We start from the raw sequence: 19,051 nt of genomic DNA on the forward strand, positions 1-19,051 counted from the left end.
TATATGAAATTCATGATTTTTTCCATTAAGTTAAATTATTTGGAAACAAAACAGGAATGGGTCACTTCCCATTCCTGCCATCAAATATTACATCATGTTGTGTCATATGAAAAAAATTCACATCGCACTCTTAAGTCGTTATTCCTTAAATATCTTTACTTCCAGGCTTTTGGCCTTTTCTTTATAGCTCTTCCAATCCTTATCATAAAATGCATTGACTTTAGCTGTCACAGATTCAGTCATAACTTTGGCTTTTTCCATAGCTAACATTGCGTTTGCTTTAGGAGCAGTCCATGACGATCTGATATAACTTAAAGCACCAAATAGGACACTGGAAAGTTGATCCGGATTCCTCTGGATACCTTTGACATTTTCAGGTTCCATAAATAGATTTGAAAGAGAATCTAACTTTCCATTAAGATTTTTATGCAAGTCCTTGAATTGCTTTTTGATTGTATCAGGCTGATTTTCAAGCAATTTTTCTACAATGGCTATGGACTTTCTGGCATCTAAGATTTTGTCATATGATGATTTGGCCTTTTTGACAAGGTCAGCATGTTCTTTATTGATATTTTCTTTGGCTTCCATGTCAGATTTTGATGTCATTGTCCTTGGATCGTCTTTGACTTCCACAGTAACTGAATCCTTTTTGCCATTAAATTCAATTACCGCTTTATACATTCCCGGCATTACACTTCCACCACCTGGCAGATCATCATCTTCTTTAGGTTCCATTCTGGAAGGAAATCTCTGTCCTTCATATTCAAGGCCCCAACTAAGTCTGTTGAGACCATCTTCCATCTTCCTTCTCAAGGTACGAATCACCTTGCCGTTGTTATCATATATGCTAATCTTAGCTCTGCTTGGTTTTTCATCCTTGGTTTCACTTTTTTCAGCATCTTTTTTCTCAGCAGGTTTTTTCCATACATTAAATCCTATACGATCATATGCCCTGTTATCACCCTTAAATTCGCCCTGACCAACAAATCTTACTCCATCTACCGATCTGTAACTCACCAAATACCCTGGAGCTGTAGCCATCACATCAAATTCTGAATTAAGCAATTCCGTACCTTTTGAAGCTATTTCTCTGAGTGGATTGATATCATCGAGCACGTAAAAGGCGCGGCCAAAAGTACCCACAACAAGATCATCCTCAATGGGATGAATTTTCATGTCATTCACCTGAACTTGCGGAAGTCCCTTGTTCCAGTGATGCCACTTTTTGCCTTTATCAAAAGACACATAAAGTCCCACATCTGTACCTAAAAACATAAGATTGGGCTCCTTATGGTCCTGAACAATACTCAGCACAAATCCCTTGATCTGACTATCATCAACTATACGTGTCCAGGATTTACCAAAGTCCAAAGTGTGATAAGCATACGCACTAAAATCATTCCTTCTGTAATTATTGGCCACAACCCAAGCTTCGCCTTCATTTTTTTCTGATACTTGAATTTGTGGGATCCAACTTGCCAAAGGCAACCCTTTCAAATTTTTATTATGATTGATCCAGCTCTTACCACCATCTGTTGTCAACTGCACGTTACCATCATCTGTACCAACCCAAATCACATTTTTATTGACAGGACTAGGGGCTATGGTCAGAATGGTCGTATGGTTTTCAGCATTGGTGGCGTCCATTGTTAGTCCACCGCTTATATCCGCTTTTTGTTTTGAAGTATCATTAGTTGTGAGGTCCGGAGATTTGATCACCCATGTTTCACCGCAATCATCAGAAAAATGCAGAAATTGACTACCAAAATAAACACCACAATCTGAAAATGGATCCTGTGCTATTCCGGCATTCCAATTGAACCTGAGTTCTGTTTTAAGGTCAGGATGATTAGGTTTTACAAAACGCGTTCTTCCTGTTTTTCTGTCATAAAAACCCACATTCCCACCTTGGGACATCGCGTATCCGTATCTGCTGTCTTTAGGATAAGGTACTACATCAAAACCATCACCAAAATACAACTCCTGATAATCATTATTTCTGATACCACCTCGCTTAAGAACGGAAGAAGGACCTACCCAACTTCCATTGTCCTGCATGCCACCATACACATTGTAAGGAAAATCCTTATCAATATTGACATGATAAAATTGTCCTACTGGTATATTTCCGGCAAAATACCAGTTGGCACCACCATCACGGGAGATTGCCAATCCACCATCATTGCCATCGATGATATAGTTGGGATCATCGGGATGAATCCATAATGCGTGATGATCCGGATGCACATCATTGCCATAGTCAGCAATGCTTCTGAATGTTTTGCCCCCATCTTCACTCATAGTGAGATAAGTGAAGACATTGATGATTCTGTTTTCATTTTTAGGATCTACGTAGAGTTCAGAGTAATAGAATGGTCTCTCCCCTATATTTTTTGTAGAAACCAGCGTCCATTTTTTTCCACCGTCTGTTGATTTATACAGTCCATTTTCTTTAGCCTCCACCAAGGCATATACAATATTTGGTTTGTTAGTTGCGCTGGCAAGACCTATCCTGCCAAGGTCGCCTTTGGGAAGTCCATCTTCCGTAGTCACTTTTTTAAAATTGTCCCCACCATCATAGGTTATGTACAATCCTGAACCCTTGCCACCTGAATTAAAATACCAGGGATCCCGTTTGTGCTCCCACATGGCCACATATAGTTTATTTGGGTTGGTCGGGTCAGCCACCATATCAGCAGCCCCAGTGAGATCATTGACAAAAAGAACATTTCTCCATGTTTTACCTCCATCAGTAGTTTTAAATACGCCTCTTTCTTTGTTTGGTCCCCAGGGAGAGCCCAATGATGCCACAAATACCACATCAGGATTGTCTCTGTGGATAATGATACGATGTATGGTTTTGGTATTTTCGAGTCCCATTTTGTTCCATGTTTTACCACCATCCAGAGATTTGTAGATACCATTACCTGTATTAAGAGAATTTCTGGGATTGCCTTCACCTGTTCCTACCCAAATTTCTGAAGTATTCTTTTGATTGATTTTGATAGAGCCTATCGCCAGCGTGGACTGTTCGTCAAAAACAGGTTTCCAGCTCGTTCCGCCATCTTCGGATAGCCACACACCTCCTGAAGCAGCTCCAGCGTATATCCGGTTTGGATTGGATAAGTCCACATCGATTGCCGTTATTCTGCCACTCATCCCAGCAGGACCGATGCTTCGGAATTTCATGCTTTTAAAGTGGTCGGGATTAAATTGACCATAAGAAACTTGAAGAAAAAATGATAAAAAGATAAAAATTAAAAAACGATTCATTGGTTAATTAGATTTAGAAAGTAAGGTATAAATTATTTGGTCATGATGTAAACAAAAATAAATAAAAAATAAATGATAAAGTTCATATTTAAACACAAATTCCCTCTGTATATGAGGCTATTGATGACTTAAAAAACCCACATTTTATATTCGATTTGTCAAATATAAGACATTATTATAATATCATAAATTTTATTTATTCATTTGGAACAATAATTGATTTATGAAAAATTAATTCCTAAATGTCTAAATAAAAACAATCAATGAAAACCAGTCTTCAACAACTAATTTTTGTAGCACTTGCAACTTTACTGTTTTCTTGTGCCCAAGATCAGCAGTCTCAGGAAAATCTTAACAAAATAGATTCTGACCTTATTGCAATTTTGAAAAGTCAATCTCCAGACTTAAATCTCAGTTATTTTGAACTCCCTGGTTCTCAGGAGTTTTCAAAAATACCCCAAGATCCAAAAAATCCCATTACAAAAGAAAAAGTGGCGTTGGGAGGATTTTTATTTCATGAAACAGCACTCGGTACAGATGGCAAAGACCAAACTTTGAAAGGTACATTTTCCTGTGCCTCTTGTCACCATGCAGGTGCTGGTTTTCAGGCTGGAACTTTTCAAGGCATTGGAGAAGGAGGTTTAGGATTTGGTGTAAGAGGTGAGATGCGCAAATCAAAGACAGGTTTTAATGAAGCCGACGTCCAACCATTAAGGTCCCCTACTGCCATGAATGGTGCATATCAGAAAAATCAATTGTGGAATGGTCAGTTTGGAGCAACACATCTCAATAATGGAACAGAAAAAAACTGGGGTAAAGGAACACCTATCGAAACCAACTTTCTGGGATTTGAAGGACTGGAAACACAAGCTATAGCTGGTATGGGGGTACATAGATTGAATATTAATAAGCAGATATTGGAAATGAAAGCTTATATTCAATTGTTTGATCTTGCTTTTCCAAATGTACCCGCAGCAGACAGATATAATAGAACTACAGCAGGTTTGGCTATTGCAGCCTATGAGAGGACAGTCATGTCAAGCGAGGCACCATTTCAGCAATATCTTAAAGGTGATATCAATGCCATGTCCAATATTGAAAAAGAAGGAGCAAAATTATTTTTCACCAAGGCTGAATGCGGAACTTGTCACACAGGACCTGCATTGAACAGTATGCAATTCAATGCAATTGGATTGAAAGATATGTTTGACTGCCCGGAGCCTACTTTAAACACAAAAGAAAATGACCCTGCCAATCTAGGTCGTGGAGGATTTACAAAAAATTCAGCCGATAATTATAAATTTAAGGTACCACAATTGTACAATCTCAAAGACTCACCATTTTATGGACATGGTTCAACTTTCAGAAAAATCAGGGATATCATTGTTTATAAAAATAATGCGGTAGCAGAAAACAAAAGAGTACCAACATCACAACTTGATCCTAATTTCAGACCACTCGGATTGACAAATGAAGAAATTAATGCAATTGAAGCTTTTATCACCAATGCGCTTTATGATAAAAACCTCAAAAGGTTTGTACCTCAGAGTCTTCCATCAGGACAATGTTTTCCAAATGCTGATATTCAGTCCAAAATCGATATGAACTGTTTTTAAAATCAACTACAAGCAAAGTACAACTCTATTCTCTCTTCAGTGATGAGGATAGAGTTTTTCATTTCATCATAAATGCCTGAATTGGAACAATTCAACTTTACAAGGCGCTATATTTTGAAAATTTTAGTCTAAAATTTTCTTAAGCAGTACGATTTGACCCATGTGGTAATAACTATGCTCAATCATGGCGTCAATATTCCTCTGATAACTTCCGTATTTTTCATCCACAAAAAAACTGTTCAATTGCTCATCAGACAACTTCTCGACATGTGATGCAAATTTTTCAGCATCAGCCCAAAGTTTTTGTTTCATATTTTCCCACTGGTTTTCTTCCGTAAGGTCCGGCATATCAAAGCTGTATTTATCTCTGATATCAAGTGTCCCACCTTCAAAAACCTGAAGTATCCCGGCAATATAATAATGTAAATGAAAAGTCAGCAAAGCTATTGAATTGCACCCTTGTACACGCTTTAATGCTTGCGAAAGCGGTAAATCTGATATTTGTTCATATATATTGGTATTGGCGATCCACTTTCCGGAAAGCAATACTTCTCTGAATCTGTTTGCCGTTTTTTGGGCTGTATTCATAATCGCTTAATTTGATGTTCAGACTCCCCTACTCCTTTTTCAAAATGATGACATCCAGTGCTTTGGCCTTTATCATTTTGTTCAACTCTGCCAGCATACTTCCTTTGACATCATACCATTTTTTCAATTCAATATCTATCAGGCTTGTCAATTCATCCCTGACTTCATACATTGATGCGGTAGGTGGAAAGTCATTGACACCCATACCCATCAGAGAATTCAGGTGTGCCAGTTTATTAGTAAGTCTGATAGGAAAATTGAGTGGATCCTGACCACTTTTATTTTTAGTCTGGTAAAGATTCTTCTCCACATCAGATGATATAGAATCCATTTTGGCTGCATAATCCTTTATGTCTTTATCAGTGATTTTATCTGTGTATGATTTGACCTGTGCCTTCATAGATCTGATATCTGTAATAGCCTGATGGGCTTCAGAAACTTTATCGTTCACTGATTTGATAAATTCAAACTGTTTTGCTATATCAGCTGCAGTTCCTTCTGAAACCGGGTTTGGAATAATCTTAAAGTTCTGGGACTGACCTTTTCCGTTGATATTTAATGCCACTTTGTACTCGCCTGTTTTTGCGATGGCACCATTGAGTGATCCCCACCACAAAATCATGCCATCAAATCTTTTAGCGGCAGGATAGTCCATGCGCCAGGTGAAGATGTTTCCACCTTTCTTGACCTTGATTTTGTCTCTGTCTTCTTTCGCATGGGTGGAATATGTCCTGATGGTATCACCATTTACGGTCAAATAGACTAATGCCACGGTATCTTTTTTCTCATCATAGGAAGGAAGATAAAAATGTGTCATCACTCCGCCGGGATGATTGGTTCCTTCTGTTTTACTACCTTTGCGCTGACCACCACCGATTCGATAGCTATCCATAGGTTTAAAAAGATAAGGTTCTGCAGATGATTTTTTAACCTTTGCCTGGTGCAGATGTGTAAGATCATCGATGATCCAAAGGCTTCTGCCCTGGGTAGCAGCTATCAGATTATTGTTTTTCAGAGCGAGATCAGTGATGGGAACAATAGGTAGATTCAACTGGAAAGATGACCAGCTTTCACCATCGTCATATGAGATAAACATCCCTTTTTCTGTACCGGCATACAACAATCCTCTGATTGTTTCATCTTCTCTTACTACCCTTGTAAAGTATTCATCGGGTATGCCATTGACTATTTTTTTCCAGGTTTTACCGTAATCATTGGTTTTATAAAGATAAGGCATATAGTCGCCCGACTTGTACATTGTGCCAGCTATGTAACACACTGCCGGATCATGTCTGCTTGGTTCGACACTATTGATCATGAGATATTTTGGCATTAATGGTGAAGTAACATCTGTCCAGTTTTGTCCTCCGTCCTGGGTTAGGTGTATCCTTCCATCATCACTCCCTGCCCAGATAAGTCCTTCTTTGACTGGTGACTCATTTACTGCAAAAATAGTAGCATAATACTCTACACTGGTATTGTCTTTGGTGATCGGACCTCCGGATGACACCAGTTTTTCTTTTTCATTTCTTGTAAGGTCGGGACTGACAATCTTCCAGGTTTGTCCCTCATCTTCAGTCACATGCAACTGGTTGGATGCCGCATATAGTCTTTTGGGATTATGTCTGGAAAAGAAAATCGGAAAATTCCATTGAAAACGATATTTTGCACCTTCAGCACCATGTCCCATAGGATTATCCGGCCATACATTGATCCCTCTCACGGAATTGATTTTATGATTGACCCGAGTTAAAAAACCATCATAACTACCTCCATAAACAATATCAGGATTCATAGGATCTACTGCAATGTGAGCGGATTCACCACCAGCTGTTTCTTCCCAGTCATCTTCAGTAATTGCTCCACCTGTTGTCCTGTGGGCAATCCGAAGTGTACTGTTATCCTGTTGCGCAACATAAATTCTGTATGGAAAATGATTATCAGTGACCACTCTGTAAAACTGCGCTGTAGGCTGGTTATGATAGGTACTCCATGTTTCTCCGCCATCATATGTCACCTGTGCACCACCATCATCTCCTATGATCATACGCTGAGGATTTTCAGGTGCTACCCACAGATCATGATGGTCACCATGTGGTGCGTCAAAATTCTTAAATGTTTTGCCTCCATCGGTTGACTTGTGATAATCTACATTGAGTATATAGAGTGAATTGTCATCCTTTGTGTCAGTGTATATCCTTGTGTAGTACCACGCTCTCTGTCGAAGCGAACGATCATCATTTTGCTTTTTCCAGGTTTTTCCGCCATCATCAGAACGGAATACACCTCCGTTTTCATTTTCAATGATCGCATATACTATTTGATTATTGTTATATGCTACAGCCACTCCGGCAATGCCCCATGCACCTTTTGGAAGTCCTTCTGCAGATGAAATATTGGTCCACGTCTCTCCGCTATCTGTACTCTTCCATAGTGCTGAACCATCCCCACCGCTGGAAAGACTATACGGTGTCCTTCGTACATTCCAGGTAGTGGCATATATGATTCGATGATTGGAAGGGTCAATACACAAGTCTACAGCGCCTGCTGCTGCATTAGCAAAAAGTGTTTTTTTCCATGTTCGACCACCGTCTATACTCTTGTACACACCTCTTTCGTCACTATCTTTAAAAAGATCACCCATGACAGCTACATAGACAATATCATGATTGGTCGGGTGCACCCTTACTCTTCCGATATGTCTTGAATTTTTAAGACCACACGATACCCAAGTTTTACCTGCATCTTCAGACTTATACACTCCTGAGCCTGATGAAACGTTGCCTCTGACTGTCTTTTCGCCGCCACCTACGTATATGACGTTATGATCCGATGGTGCCACAGTGATACTTCCTATAGAACCACCAAAAAATCCATCAGAGACATTTTCCCAGGTCCTGCCTCCGTCATACGTCTTCCAAACTCCACCGCCTGTAGCTCCGAAATAAAAAAGATTGGGTTTGCCCGCAACTCCTGCGACGGCACATGATCTCCCTCCTCTGAATGGCCCCAGATGTCGCCATTCCATCGAGCCTAAAAGCGCAGAGTCAGGGCCTGCATGAATTACAGAATTTGATGAAACGATAGTATTGTCTTGTTTTTTATTAGTTGTAGATTTCTTTTGTGCAATTAAGGTTTCTGTCCCTGTCAGCATCAAAAAAACTAATAAAAATTGGCTGAGTGAATAAAAGATAGATTTCATGTGTGGCTTAAAATACATTATTGAGTCAAATAATAAAACGCTAAAGTAAGGAGTCAACAATTATGATAATAGCATGTTGTAATATTAATATCTAAAAATTATTGTATTATAAAAATTATACATACGTTTGTCTCACAATAGCAGTTACTAATAAATAAAAATGAAAATACACGACAGCCACATTTTTATAGATATGAAGGTATCAAAACTGGGCTTAATCAGTTTGCTTACTCAATTTTTACAAAAATGGCCCGACAGGACAATTCATATTGATGGTTATGAATTAAAAATTACAGACCCTAATCCTCAGGAATTTAAGATCTCGGTTGCTGAAAGAACAATCAAAGCTGGTATTCCGGTAGATTTCGATTTCCTGAAAAAAGCAGGGTTATTTAGCATTGAAGGAGAAGGTCATATTTTTGCGGAATTGGATATTGATTTTGACATTTTACCGGACTTTACTATTCGTACAGACACAAAACTCATTGGACACAAGTGGAAAGAGGGCCCTGTATTAAAAATAGGAGTACTTGACATCCCTATAGAAACTCTGAGCAATTGTATCATACATTACATGAAAGAAAAATTGCTTGATAAGCTAGATGCTTTTCTGGTTGAAAATATCGATGTTACAAAATTGATCACTGATCAAGTAAGATCTTACGGGTACAACTATTGCATTTCTAAAAAACCACCTTTATATTTTAATCTTACAATTGATCAAATATTGGGTGGAAAAATCAAAGAAGACTCCGATGATCTGCATATAGATATATGGATAGATCTGACCGCCAGAATTTCTGACTCGCATCAACAATTTGAACCTGTGATCAAACCTCATTTCTCATGGATTGTAGATCTCCCGCACACTCACAGTCTGAATGGAGATATAGTATTGTCTTACTATGGGCTTTCCAAAATGATTATGGAATCTTTGAATGGCTCAGACATCGGCGGCAAAACATTTGACACAGAAAGTATTAATATAAGAAATACTTCGTTTATGGAGATCACTGCTATCATACGTGAGCCGGTCAAAGGTACCATTATTATCACAGGACACCCATATCTTGATAAGTCGGATAGTAAAATTCATGTTGATAACCTCAAAGTTGACATCGAAGCAAAAAATTTAATTTACAAATTATCGTCGCCGATAATTGAAAAAATTGTTTTCAATAAACTGGAAGCATTGTTTCCTTATGATATCGCATCGTTTTTCTTAAAGTATTTCGAAAATATACCTGCATTTACATTTTTTGACGAACGTGTTTCATTAAAACCTGAAATAGAAAGTACTCAATTGAGTGATGTAATTTTTGAAGAGCAGCAAATAATAATCACCATACAATTAGAAAACGCTGAAATAGGTGTTGTTTTAAGTAGCTAATGAAGTCAGCCACAATTTTTTATAATTTGTGACAGATGTGCTTACATCGCTTTGTCTGGCATATCATTTATAAAAAACTACTCTAATTTTTCACTCTAAATACAGAACAAATTCCTTATCATTGCCGTTCACTTTAAAAAAAATAAATATCATCATGAGTTATTTTAATCAGGAAGACCTAAAAAAGTTTGGAAACATTGTTGATCTGCAACCCGAAATGGGTAAAAAATTTTTTGAATGGTATGGAGAAGTATTTAAGGAAGGCGCTCTGACAGTTAGGGAAAAAAATTTGATAGCTCTTGCCGTTGCGCATACGGTGCAATGTCCTTATTGTATGGATGCGTACACACAAGGATGTCTCTCCGAAGGGGCTGATGAAGAGCAGATGATGGAAGCGGTACATGTAGCCGCAGCGATAAAAGGAGGAGCGACTTTAGTCAATGCCGTCCCTATGATGAATACTATCAAGGCAAAGCTGATGTAATAATCTTACTTCATAGTCGTAGCAATAACAAAAAAACAAGACAAAATCAGAGCAAGCTATTAAAGCTGTTTTCAGGTGATATACCAACTGAACATAGTTATGTTTGGTTTGTTAGTCCAAAATCAAACAATTAATCAGTCAATCTCTATTTTATGGGGGTAAAACAACGATCAAAGTCACTGAGTGTGACCCACAACAAACTGTCAGATACCTTCTTTCAGCTCAAGGTGTTGAATGGTGACGAAATCATGCATGATCATTTTGAACCATTTGCCAATAAAGTCGGGGCTCCTCTGCAACCTGTCAAACCGGAAATCTTTCAGGTCAACATAGGCAAACTGTGCAATCAAACCTGTGCACACTGTCATGTAGATGCCGGGCCGGATAAAAAAGTGGAGAATATGGATAAAGCAACACTCGAAAAATGCCTTGAAATATTGTCCAATCATGATATTACTACCGTGGACATCACTGGCGGAGCGCCTGAGATGAACCCTCACTTTCGCTGGTTTGTAGAAGAATGCCGTAAATTGGGCAAAAAAGTGATGAACAGGTGCAACCTAACGATCATCATGGCCAATCCTTCTTATCATGATTTACCGGAATTTTTTGCAAGGAATCAGGTAGAGGTGATTTCGTCGTTACCTTATTTCACCAAGTCAAGGACAGACAGTCAGAGAGGGGACGGAGTTTTTGAAGATAGTATAGAAGCACTTAAACGATTGAACGCTGTCGGCTATGGGATAGAAGGTTCCGGACTGATGCTTGATCTGGTATACAATCCGTCAGGTGCATTTTTACCCGGTCATCAGACTTCTTTGGAGCATGAGTTCAAACTTCAATTGAAACGTAGGTATGATATCTCCTTCAATAAACTGTTTGTGATCACCAATCTGCCCATCAGCCGGTTTCTCGACTATCTCATCGAATCCGGCAATTACACAGAATATATGACATCACTGGTCGAAGCTTTCAACCCCTCTACCGTTTCAGGCCTGATGTGCAGATATACCCTTTCGGTGAGCTGGGACGGATATATCTATGATTGCGATTTTAATCAGATGCTAGATTTGAAAGTAGATTCGTCATCCAGACATATCAATGATTTCGACCTGAACAGCCTGATGCAGCGCAACATTGTACTCAACCAACATTGTTATGGATGTACAGCAGGAGCCGGAAGCAGCTGTGGTGGTGAAATTGCCTGAAATTATGATTGAGATTTTTTTGATTTTATTTTGATCAAAATTAAAATATCGTACATTTGTCTTGTATAAATCGTCATGATGCTGGACCTTTTCTTAAAAGATAATGGCAATTTTATTAATTACAGGGTGGAGCATGCCATATGCTTTGTTGCATGTATAGCACTAATAGTTTTTATACCATTTTGGGCCAAAAAATATTGGAATACATCTCAGCAGCAATTATTTATAACACTTATTTGTGTTGCCGGAGCGTTTACACAATTATTTAAAGTATTATACAGATACTATGCCGGTGTTTTTGACCAAACAACTGATGTACCTTTGCATCTTTGCAATATCATGACCCTGGTCATGCCATTCATTATGTGGTTTAAATGGCGTAAACTCTGGGGAATCACATTTTTTCTTATCATAGCCGGATGTGCACAATCTATATTCACACCGACGCTGACCGAATCTTTGCCGCACTACGAAGCTATCAGATATTGGCTTGTTCATGCCGTGATCATTCTGGGAGCTTTTTATGGCTGGTATGTGTATGGTTACATACCTACCGTGAGTGATGCTATCAGGTCCGCAGTGGGTATCAATTTGCTTGCCGCTGTATTATACCCGATCAATGTTATGCTGGGAGCCAACTACATGTACCTCAATGCAAAACCACCCGGAGCTACTTTCTACGATTTATTGGGACCTTGGCCTGATTACATCCTGATGCTGGAGTTTATCCTTATTTTGTTTTTTGGAATGATTTTAATTCCTTTTCATTGGGAAAAGATTAAACCTTCATTAGTAAACATACGGATTCCAGGTCTCGGTCAAAAAGATGAGCACTGAAAGTTTCAAATATCACTTACTTCTCTACAAACATCACCGATGAAATTTTCAATCCAACCCAATTTAAAAAATGCAAAAGCTACTTTAAGACCATTGGAAGAAGATGATTTTGAAGCGCTTTATCAGACTGCATCAGACCCCCTTATCTGGTCACAACATCCCAATAAAACCCGGTATCAACGTGATGTATTTAAGGTTTTTTTTGAAGGTGCTATGAAAAGCAAAGGTGCTTTCATCATCAAAGATGCACATACACATGAAATAGCAGGTAGTACAAGATATTACGACTATGATCCTGTCAAAAAATTGATACTGATAGGTTATACCTTTTATGCCACAAAATATTGGGGTACCGGATTGAATCTATCTGTCAAAAAGACAATGCTGGATTATATTTTTCAGTTTGTAAACATAGTTCACTTCCATATAGGAGCCAATAATGTACGCTCTCAAATAGCCATAACAAAATTGGGTGCAAAAAAAATCGGGGAAATTAATGTTGCCTATTTTGGTGAGACGCCTGCAATCAACAATATATACCAAATAGAAAAAGGTGAATGGAAATAAAAAATTTTGGATGAGATATGATTATGAAAAGATATCATCCTTATCCCACATAAATTACCTTTTTAATTTTATAATGAGCGTTATATAAAAATAGAGAAGTTTATAAATATTTCTACTTATCTTTGCTGCAACAATTTACATATACAGATAAACCATTATGTCAAAGAAGAGAGTCAGGCAGGCTTCCCAACAAACCGCACCAAACAAACCAAAACAAAAGGAGTTATCAGTTGTATCATCGACACAAAATTCCTTTTCTTCATGGTGGCCGGCATTGATAGCAATTGTGATCACATTTTTATGTTTCTCCACAGCCATCAATAATGAATTTGTCAACTGGGATGATGACAGAAACTTTTATGAAAATCCACTCATTCAAAATATCAATAAAGAAAACTTTTGGGATAATACAAAACAGATATTTACTTCTGACGTCATAGGCAACTATAATCCATTGACAATCTGGACATTTGCATTAGAGAAAATTTATTTGGGGTTTGAAAAGACCCACCTCTGGCATCTGAATAATGTACTCCTGCACCTACTTTGTGTGTTTTTGGTATTCAGAATTTCAACTTTTCTGGGTATTGGCTGGCGTGGAGCGTTTTTCATAGCTTTATTGTTTGGCATTCATCCTTTGCGGGTTGAGTCTGTAGCCTGGGTGACTGAGCGCAAAGATGTTTTGTTTGGCGCATTTTATTTTGGTGCATTACTCCAATATGTAAAATACAAGCATGATGCATCATCTGTTAGGTGGGTATGGATTACCATATTTTTTATACTATCACTTTTTTCAAAGATTCAGGCCGTATCACTCCCATTGAGTTTGCTGGCAGTAGATTATTATCTGGATCAGAAGTTCTCATTTAAGGCGATATTCAATAAGATTCCATTTTTTCTGATGTCTCTGGGATTTGGCATTCTGGGCATCCTGATGCTGAAAGAGCAAGGATCTTTGGCTACCGTTGAAGATAATACTGATTTTAATTTTATTCAGAGGCTTTTTGTTGGATCATATAGCTTTGTAATATATCTGATCAAGCTTGTTTTACCATTCAGAATGTCTCCGTTATATCCATATCCCAATTATTTTCCATGGTATTTTTACCCAAGCATGCTGATAGCACCCTTGACCTTATATGTACTTTACAAAAGCCATATGAGTGGAAAAAAGGCCATATTTTTTGGTATAATATTTTTTATTGTCAACATCATATTTCTTCTTCAGATTCTTGGTGCCGGCCAGGGATTTATAGCAGACCGGTTTACATACATTGCATATTTTGGATTGTTTTTCACTGCAGGGTATTATTTTGACAAATGGACTTCACCAGGTTCAAACCACTCCGCTTATGCTTATGGACTCGCCGGTATATTTATGTTGGCATTTGCTTTCATGACATTTCAGCAAAATAAAGTATGGAAAAACAGTGCTACCCTTTGGACACATGTTTTGAAGTATTATCAGGCCACTACCCTACCATATGGCAACAGAGCCAATTACTACAGAGATAAAAAAATGTTTCGTGAAGCCCTCACAGATTATAATGCAACCATCAGCATGAAAGACAATCAGCCTCAGGCATACAACAGTCGGGCCAGATTGTTTTTTGAAATTGCAAAGGGCCCTGATACACTGCTATTGGCTTTGAATGATTACACTAAAGCCATAAGTTATGACAGTACCGATGGTGAGTTTTGGGTCAACAGAGGAGCCACTTATGCCAGACTCGGCAATATTGAAAAAGCAATAGAAGATCTGAATAAAGGTCTCAAACTAAAGCCTGACCATGCTGTGGGATATCTCAATCGCTCCATCATGTATCACAATATCAACAGAACTGATCTCGCACTGGCTGATATTGAGTCCTATCTCAAACTCAATCCATACAATGCTGACCTTTGGTTCGAAAAAGGACGTGCTTTGAGATTGTTAAACAGACCACAGGATGCAATATCTGCATACTCAGAAGCGTTGAAGTATCAAAGTAATAATACAGCTTTGTACTACCATGAAAGAGCCAGGACATATGCTGATCTGAAAATGCTGACAGAAGCAAAAAATGATCTGCAACAGGCCATAAATATGCAATACAAGGCTGTGGATCCGGCATTAAGATCTCAACTTGGATTATGACAGACGGACTAAATATAAAAGTTTTATTTCAAAACCTTCCCATCAATGAAAAGGTCAATGTAATCACACATGGGACAGGTCTTTTGCTTTCCTTACTGCTATGCCCTTTATTGCTATTTTCAGAAAGTCTGTCATTACAGTTTTTAGGGCTTTGTGTGTTTACTTTTGGGTTAATATTTATGTTCTTTAGTTCGACCTTTTATCATCTTGCCAATAAGGATGTGAGAAAAAACCGATGGAGGGTGGTAGATCATATTTCTATTTTTTTCCTGATAGGTGGTACATATACACCTTTTATACTTTTCTATTACAATACTAAGGAAGGACTCGCATTCTTATTGTTGCATTGGATGATTATTGCAGGTGGTGTTATATTTAAGCTTATTTTCAAAACCAAATATGAAATTATATCCTTAGTTCTATATCTGGTATTGGGATGGATGGTATTGTTTATATATGATGAAATCAGTAAAAACATGACCGGAGCAGTAAAATTCTGGCTTTTGGCTGGTGGGATAAGTTATACCATCGGCGTGTTCTTCTACGTAAAAACAAGCATCCAGTGGAATCATGCCATCTGGCACATTTTGGTAATTCTGGGTGGTGCCGGACATTTTATAGCTTTACTTTTGTCCTGATTACTTTGCATATTCTGTATCGATTCCTTGTTTTCTTATCAATACCTATTTTTTCATTTGATATTTAAAGCTACATTTGCGGTTTGAATGCATCATCAACCAAAAACATCTTAGAGTATGTTTAAATGAATAAAATTAAACACCAAAATGAAATACCTTCAATATATATTCTTTATCATATCATTTTCAGTATTATTTTCATGTAAAGAGCCGACAAAATCTTTTTTTAAGCTAACCGGCCCAAGCATGGGAACCAGATACAACATTACCGTACAAACTGATGAGCCTGCAAAAATTCAGAAAGCTGTTGACTCTATCCTGCAAAATTTTAATCTTTCCATGTCGTTGTATATAGACAACAGTACTTTGGTCAACTACAACAATGCCTCAGATACTTTTTGCTACGACCCTGTGGTGGATCCATATTTTGAACCCGTATTCACCAAAGCCAAAGAGATTTATACTTTGAGTGGTGGAGCCTTTAATCCTTCTATCGGACCTTTGGTCAACTACTATGGTTTCGGTTATAAAGAAAAGAAAAAACTGACCAATACTGACAGTTCTAAAGTAGCTGAACTACTGAAATTACTGGTATTTGATAGTATTTTTTTGAATAAAAATGCTCAAGGCCTCATTTGTATCAATAAGCCTGACAAAAATGTTGTCCTGGATTTCAACTCCCTTTCACCCGGATATGCTGTAGATATTATTTCAAAATATTTTGATAAACAGAAGATTCTCAACTACATGATAGAGTTGGGTGGAGAAATCAGCGCCAGAGGTGTCAACGATAAAGGAAAAATTGGGTCATAGGCATCAATAAACCCTCTGAAAACGTCACAGAAACAGAGATTGAATTACCCTTGATTATTTCAAACAAAGCATTGGCTACAAGTGGCAATTACCGTAATTCCTATGAATCCAAAGGTCAGAAATTCGCCCATATTATCAATCCTTTTACGGGCATCAGCGAACCTACTGACATATTGAGTGCTACTGTTATTGCAGATGATTGTATCACAGCAGATGCCTTTGCTACTGCATTTATGGTTTTAGGTCTCGAAAAAGCACTACGATTAGTAGAAGAAATCAATGGAGTGGACGCTTGTTTCATTTACGATCTCGAAGGAGATGGTATTTTTGAATTCAGAGCAAGCGAAGGATTTTCAAAATACTATTTAGATAACGAACAAAAATAATGACTTAGACACCAATAAACAAACTTAGAGTATGTGTAAATTTTTATTGCCTTAAAATCAATATATTATGAACCTGACTTCAAAATAATCGCCAGAACCATAATCTATTGATTTACAACTAAGAAAAATTTTAAACATACCCTTAAATCTTGCATTCACTTATCGGATGTAGCCTTTATGAGTTGTCTGTTTTCGGACCGAGCAGCGAGGTTCCGTTTAAAAAAAGTAGTAATCAAATTTAGTCAAATCATAAATAAAATAAAAATATAAAGATGTCTGATATAAAACTTAACATCGAAAAGGATATCATCTTTTTTGATATAGAATCTACCGGATTAAACATACTCAAAGACAGAATCCTTCAGATAGCATTGATAAAATACACCAGCCATGAAGACGATCCAAAGGAAATGTTCCTTTTGATCAATCCGGGCGTGCCCATCTCTGATGAAGCATATGCCGTTCATGGTATCAGCAACGAAATGGTGAGAAATAAACCAACATTTGCTCAGATCGGCAAAGAGATTTATGATTTTATTGGCCAGTCTGATCTGGCAGGCTATAACTCAGACAGATTTGACGTACCGATGCTTATGGAAGAATTTGACAGAATAGGTCTGAATTTTGATATCTCAAAAAGAAGGCTCATCGATGTGCAAAAGATATTTTACAAAATGGAGCCGAGGACACTAAAAGCCGCATACAGGCTGTATTGCAATAAAGATCTGTCGGATGCACACGATGCTTTGGCAGATGCAAGAGCCACAGTGGAAGTATTCAAAGGTCAGATCAAAAAATATGAAAATGTAGACTATATAGATGGTGATGGTTTCAATCACGGCGCACCCATAAAAAATGATATTGCGGCAATATCAAGCTTCATTTCTGATGATACTATGCTTGACGTAACCCAAAGGCTGAAGTATAATGCAAAAGGAGAAGTGATCTTCAATTTCGGTAAATACAGTGGCCAGACGGTAGCATCTGTGTTCAGGACTGAACCGAATTACTACCACTGGATCATAGAAAAAGACTTTTCAGCTCAGGTCAAACAAATGGTCAAAAAGATCTTTGATGAAATCAAAAAAACATGATGTTAACATTAAAGCTTTTATCGTTAGCATTCCTCGTGACATTACTTCTGTCAGGCTGTTATTCCAGAAAAGAAGCCTGTTTGGATAACTTTGCTGCCAATTTTGATGTGACAGCAGATGATCCGTGTATTGATGATTGTTGTACCTATCCGCCACTCATCATCGATATGACTATAAAAGCCGGAGATTCTCTCTTCAGAAGTGAAGATACCCTGACTAACAAAATGGGACAAAAATTTAGAATTATAGACCTGAGGTGCTATTTTTCAGAATTTACACTTTATCAGAACAATGGCAGTAAAATTAAAAACATAGAATTTCTCACCAGTGCAGACAACACCACCACCATAAATGATGACATCATACTTTGGAAATGGGCAGAAGCTAGTTTTAAGCCTGGTACCTACAAAAATTATGGCACATTTGACAGCCTTACTTTCCACTTGGGATTAAACTCAACAGTAAAGAGTACAACGTACAGCAATATTTCTTCTACTCACGGTCTGTCAGAGACATCGCGACTGAAAGGAAAAGATGGATCCATCACAGATATGACCATCAGGTGTATCCGTATGATCAATAAAGCAGATACTATCAGTCTGACTATCAATCTTGACAAAACCGTTAAAATCAAAACCACCCGACCCCTGAGCACCACACCGGGAAAAGAAATCAGATATGGTTTTACTGCAGACTTCCTTGCTTTGATGAACAGTACAGACCTCAGTAAATCCGTTTCAGATATTGAAAATCAAGTCAAAAGCAACATATCAACATCAGATTTCGTTAGATAAGTTATAAGCAATATTTCCATAGTC

The 19,051-nt window shown here is 37.8% G+C and carries 15 protein-coding genes; 12 read left to right on the forward strand and 3 right to left on the reverse strand.

Annotation, left to right across the window (positions count from 1 at the left end; genetic code table 11):
* Window positions 1-138: 138 nt before the first annotated feature.
* Window positions 139-3,273: a hypothetical protein gene (locus tag IPK35_15765; protein ID MBK8054674.1), complete on the reverse strand. Its 3,135-nt coding sequence runs from the start codon at window positions 3,271-3,273 to the stop codon at window positions 139-141.
* Window positions 3,274-3,536: 263 nt separating this feature from the next.
* Between IPK35_15765 and IPK35_15770 the strand changes: the two genes are divergently transcribed.
* Window positions 3,537-4,889, forward strand: a complete 1,353-nt coding sequence (locus IPK35_15770; protein ID MBK8054675.1) for a cytochrome-c peroxidase — start codon at window positions 3,537-3,539, stop codon at window positions 4,887-4,889.
* Between the two features lie 123 nt (window positions 4,890-5,012).
* Here IPK35_15770 and IPK35_15775 read toward each other — a convergent pair whose 3' ends face one another.
* Window positions 5,013-5,477, reverse strand: a complete 465-nt coding sequence (locus IPK35_15775) for a DUF1572 domain-containing protein (protein ID MBK8054676.1) — start codon at window positions 5,475-5,477, stop codon at window positions 5,013-5,015.
* A 28-nt stretch (window positions 5,478-5,505) separates the two neighbouring features.
* Window positions 5,506-8,679: a glycosyl hydrolase gene (locus IPK35_15780; GenBank protein MBK8054677.1), complete on the reverse strand. Its 3,174-nt coding sequence runs from the start codon at window positions 8,677-8,679 to the stop codon at window positions 5,506-5,508.
* Window positions 8,680-8,839: 160 nt separating this feature from the next.
* On the opposite strand from IPK35_15780, the gene IPK35_15785 reads away from it, so the two are divergent.
* From IPK35_15785 to IPK35_15835, 11 genes are all read left to right on the forward strand, one after another.
* Window positions 8,840-10,069: a DUF4403 family protein gene (locus IPK35_15785; GenBank protein ID MBK8054678.1), complete on the forward strand. Its 1,230-nt coding sequence runs from the start codon at window positions 8,840-8,842 to the stop codon at window positions 10,067-10,069.
* Window positions 10,070-10,223: 154 nt separating this feature from the next.
* Window positions 10,224-10,553 carry a carboxymuconolactone decarboxylase family protein gene (locus tag IPK35_15790; protein MBK8054679.1) on the forward strand — a complete coding sequence of 110 codons (330 nt, stop codon included), beginning with the start codon at window positions 10,224-10,226 and terminating at the stop codon, window positions 10,551-10,553.
* Between the two features lie 152 nt (window positions 10,554-10,705).
* Window positions 10,706-11,761, forward strand: coding sequence for an arsenosugar biosynthesis radical SAM protein ArsS (gene arsS / locus IPK35_15795; protein MBK8054680.1), 1,056 nt, complete (start codon window positions 10,706-10,708; stop codon window positions 11,759-11,761).
* A 75-nt stretch (window positions 11,762-11,836) separates the two neighbouring features.
* The gene (locus IPK35_15800; protein MBK8054681.1) at window positions 11,837-12,598 is read left to right on the forward strand and encodes a TIGR02206 family membrane protein; all 762 of its coding nucleotides are present in this window, start codon (window positions 11,837-11,839) and stop codon (window positions 12,596-12,598) included.
* Between the two features lie 39 nt (window positions 12,599-12,637).
* On the forward strand, window positions 12,638-13,165 hold the full coding sequence (locus tag IPK35_15805; protein ID MBK8054682.1) for a GNAT family N-acetyltransferase: 528 nt from the start codon (window positions 12,638-12,640) through the stop codon (window positions 13,163-13,165).
* A gap of 157 nt (window positions 13,166-13,322) precedes the next feature.
* The gene (locus IPK35_15810) at window positions 13,323-15,302 is read left to right on the forward strand and encodes a tetratricopeptide repeat protein (GenBank protein ID MBK8054683.1); all 1,980 of its coding nucleotides are present in this window, start codon (window positions 13,323-13,325) and stop codon (window positions 15,300-15,302) included.
* Window positions 15,299-15,940, forward strand: coding sequence for a hemolysin III family protein (locus IPK35_15815; GenBank protein MBK8054684.1), 642 nt, complete (start codon window positions 15,299-15,301; stop codon window positions 15,938-15,940). The genes IPK35_15810 and IPK35_15815 overlap by 4 nt, the downstream gene beginning before the upstream one ends.
* 147 nt (window positions 15,941-16,087) lie before the next feature.
* Window positions 16,088-16,753, forward strand: a complete 666-nt coding sequence (locus tag IPK35_15820; protein ID MBK8054685.1) for an FAD:protein FMN transferase — start codon at window positions 16,088-16,090, stop codon at window positions 16,751-16,753.
* Window positions 16,750-17,139, forward strand: coding sequence for an FAD:protein FMN transferase (locus tag IPK35_15825; protein ID MBK8054686.1), 390 nt, complete (start codon window positions 16,750-16,752; stop codon window positions 17,137-17,139). Before IPK35_15820 ends, IPK35_15825 begins: the two co-directional genes overlap by 4 nt.
* 281 nt (window positions 17,140-17,420) lie before the next feature.
* On the forward strand, window positions 17,421-18,233 hold the full coding sequence (locus IPK35_15830) for a 3'-5' exonuclease (GenBank protein MBK8054687.1): 813 nt from the start codon (window positions 17,421-17,423) through the stop codon (window positions 18,231-18,233).
* Window positions 18,230-19,027 (forward strand): hypothetical protein, encoded by a 798-nt coding sequence (locus IPK35_15835; protein ID MBK8054688.1) that lies wholly within the window; start codon window positions 18,230-18,232, stop codon window positions 19,025-19,027. Before IPK35_15830 ends, IPK35_15835 begins: the two co-directional genes overlap by 4 nt.
* The last annotated feature ends 24 nt before the right edge of the window (window positions 19,028-19,051 follow it).

The organism is Saprospiraceae bacterium, assembly GCA_016713025.1.
Classification (GTDB): domain Bacteria; phylum Bacteroidota; class Bacteroidia; order Chitinophagales; family Saprospiraceae; genus OLB9.

What these genes read in the sequence shown, in the direction of transcription:
- IPK35_15785 (MBK8054678.1), top strand. Translation starts at nt 8,840, where the DNA reads ATGAAAATACACGACAGCCACATTTTTATAGATATGAAGGTATCAAAA.
- IPK35_15770 (MBK8054675.1), top strand. Translation starts at nt 3,537, where the DNA reads ATGAAAACCAGTCTTCAACAACTAATTTTTGTAGCACTTGCAACTTTA.
- IPK35_15820 (MBK8054685.1), top strand. Translation starts at nt 16,088, where the DNA reads ATGAAATACCTTCAATATATATTCTTTATCATATCATTTTCAGTATTA.
- IPK35_15800 (MBK8054681.1), top strand. Translation starts at nt 11,837, where the DNA reads ATGATGCTGGACCTTTTCTTAAAAGATAATGGCAATTTTATTAATTAC.
- arsS (MBK8054680.1), top strand. Translation starts at nt 10,706, where the DNA reads ATGGGGGTAAAACAACGATCAAAGTCACTGAGTGTGACCCACAACAAA.
- IPK35_15835 (MBK8054688.1), top strand. Translation starts at nt 18,230, where the DNA reads ATGATGTTAACATTAAAGCTTTTATCGTTAGCATTCCTCGTGACATTA.
- IPK35_15790 (MBK8054679.1), top strand. Translation starts at nt 10,224, where the DNA reads ATGAGTTATTTTAATCAGGAAGACCTAAAAAAGTTTGGAAACATTGTT.
- IPK35_15805 (MBK8054682.1), top strand. Translation starts at nt 12,638, where the DNA reads ATGAAATTTTCAATCCAACCCAATTTAAAAAATGCAAAAGCTACTTTA.
- IPK35_15765 (MBK8054674.1), bottom strand. Translation starts at nt 3,273, where the DNA reads ATGAATCGTTTTTTAATTTTTATCTTTTTATCATTTTTTCTTCAAGTT.
- IPK35_15815 (MBK8054684.1), top strand. Translation starts at nt 15,299, where the DNA reads ATGACAGACGGACTAAATATAAAAGTTTTATTTCAAAACCTTCCCATC.
- IPK35_15810 (MBK8054683.1), top strand. Translation starts at nt 13,323, where the DNA reads ATGTCAAAGAAGAGAGTCAGGCAGGCTTCCCAACAAACCGCACCAAAC.
- IPK35_15780 (MBK8054677.1), bottom strand. Translation starts at nt 8,679, where the DNA reads ATGAAATCTATCTTTTATTCACTCAGCCAATTTTTATTAGTTTTTTTG.
- IPK35_15775 (MBK8054676.1), bottom strand. Translation starts at nt 5,477, where the DNA reads ATGAATACAGCCCAAAAAACGGCAAACAGATTCAGAGAAGTATTGCTT.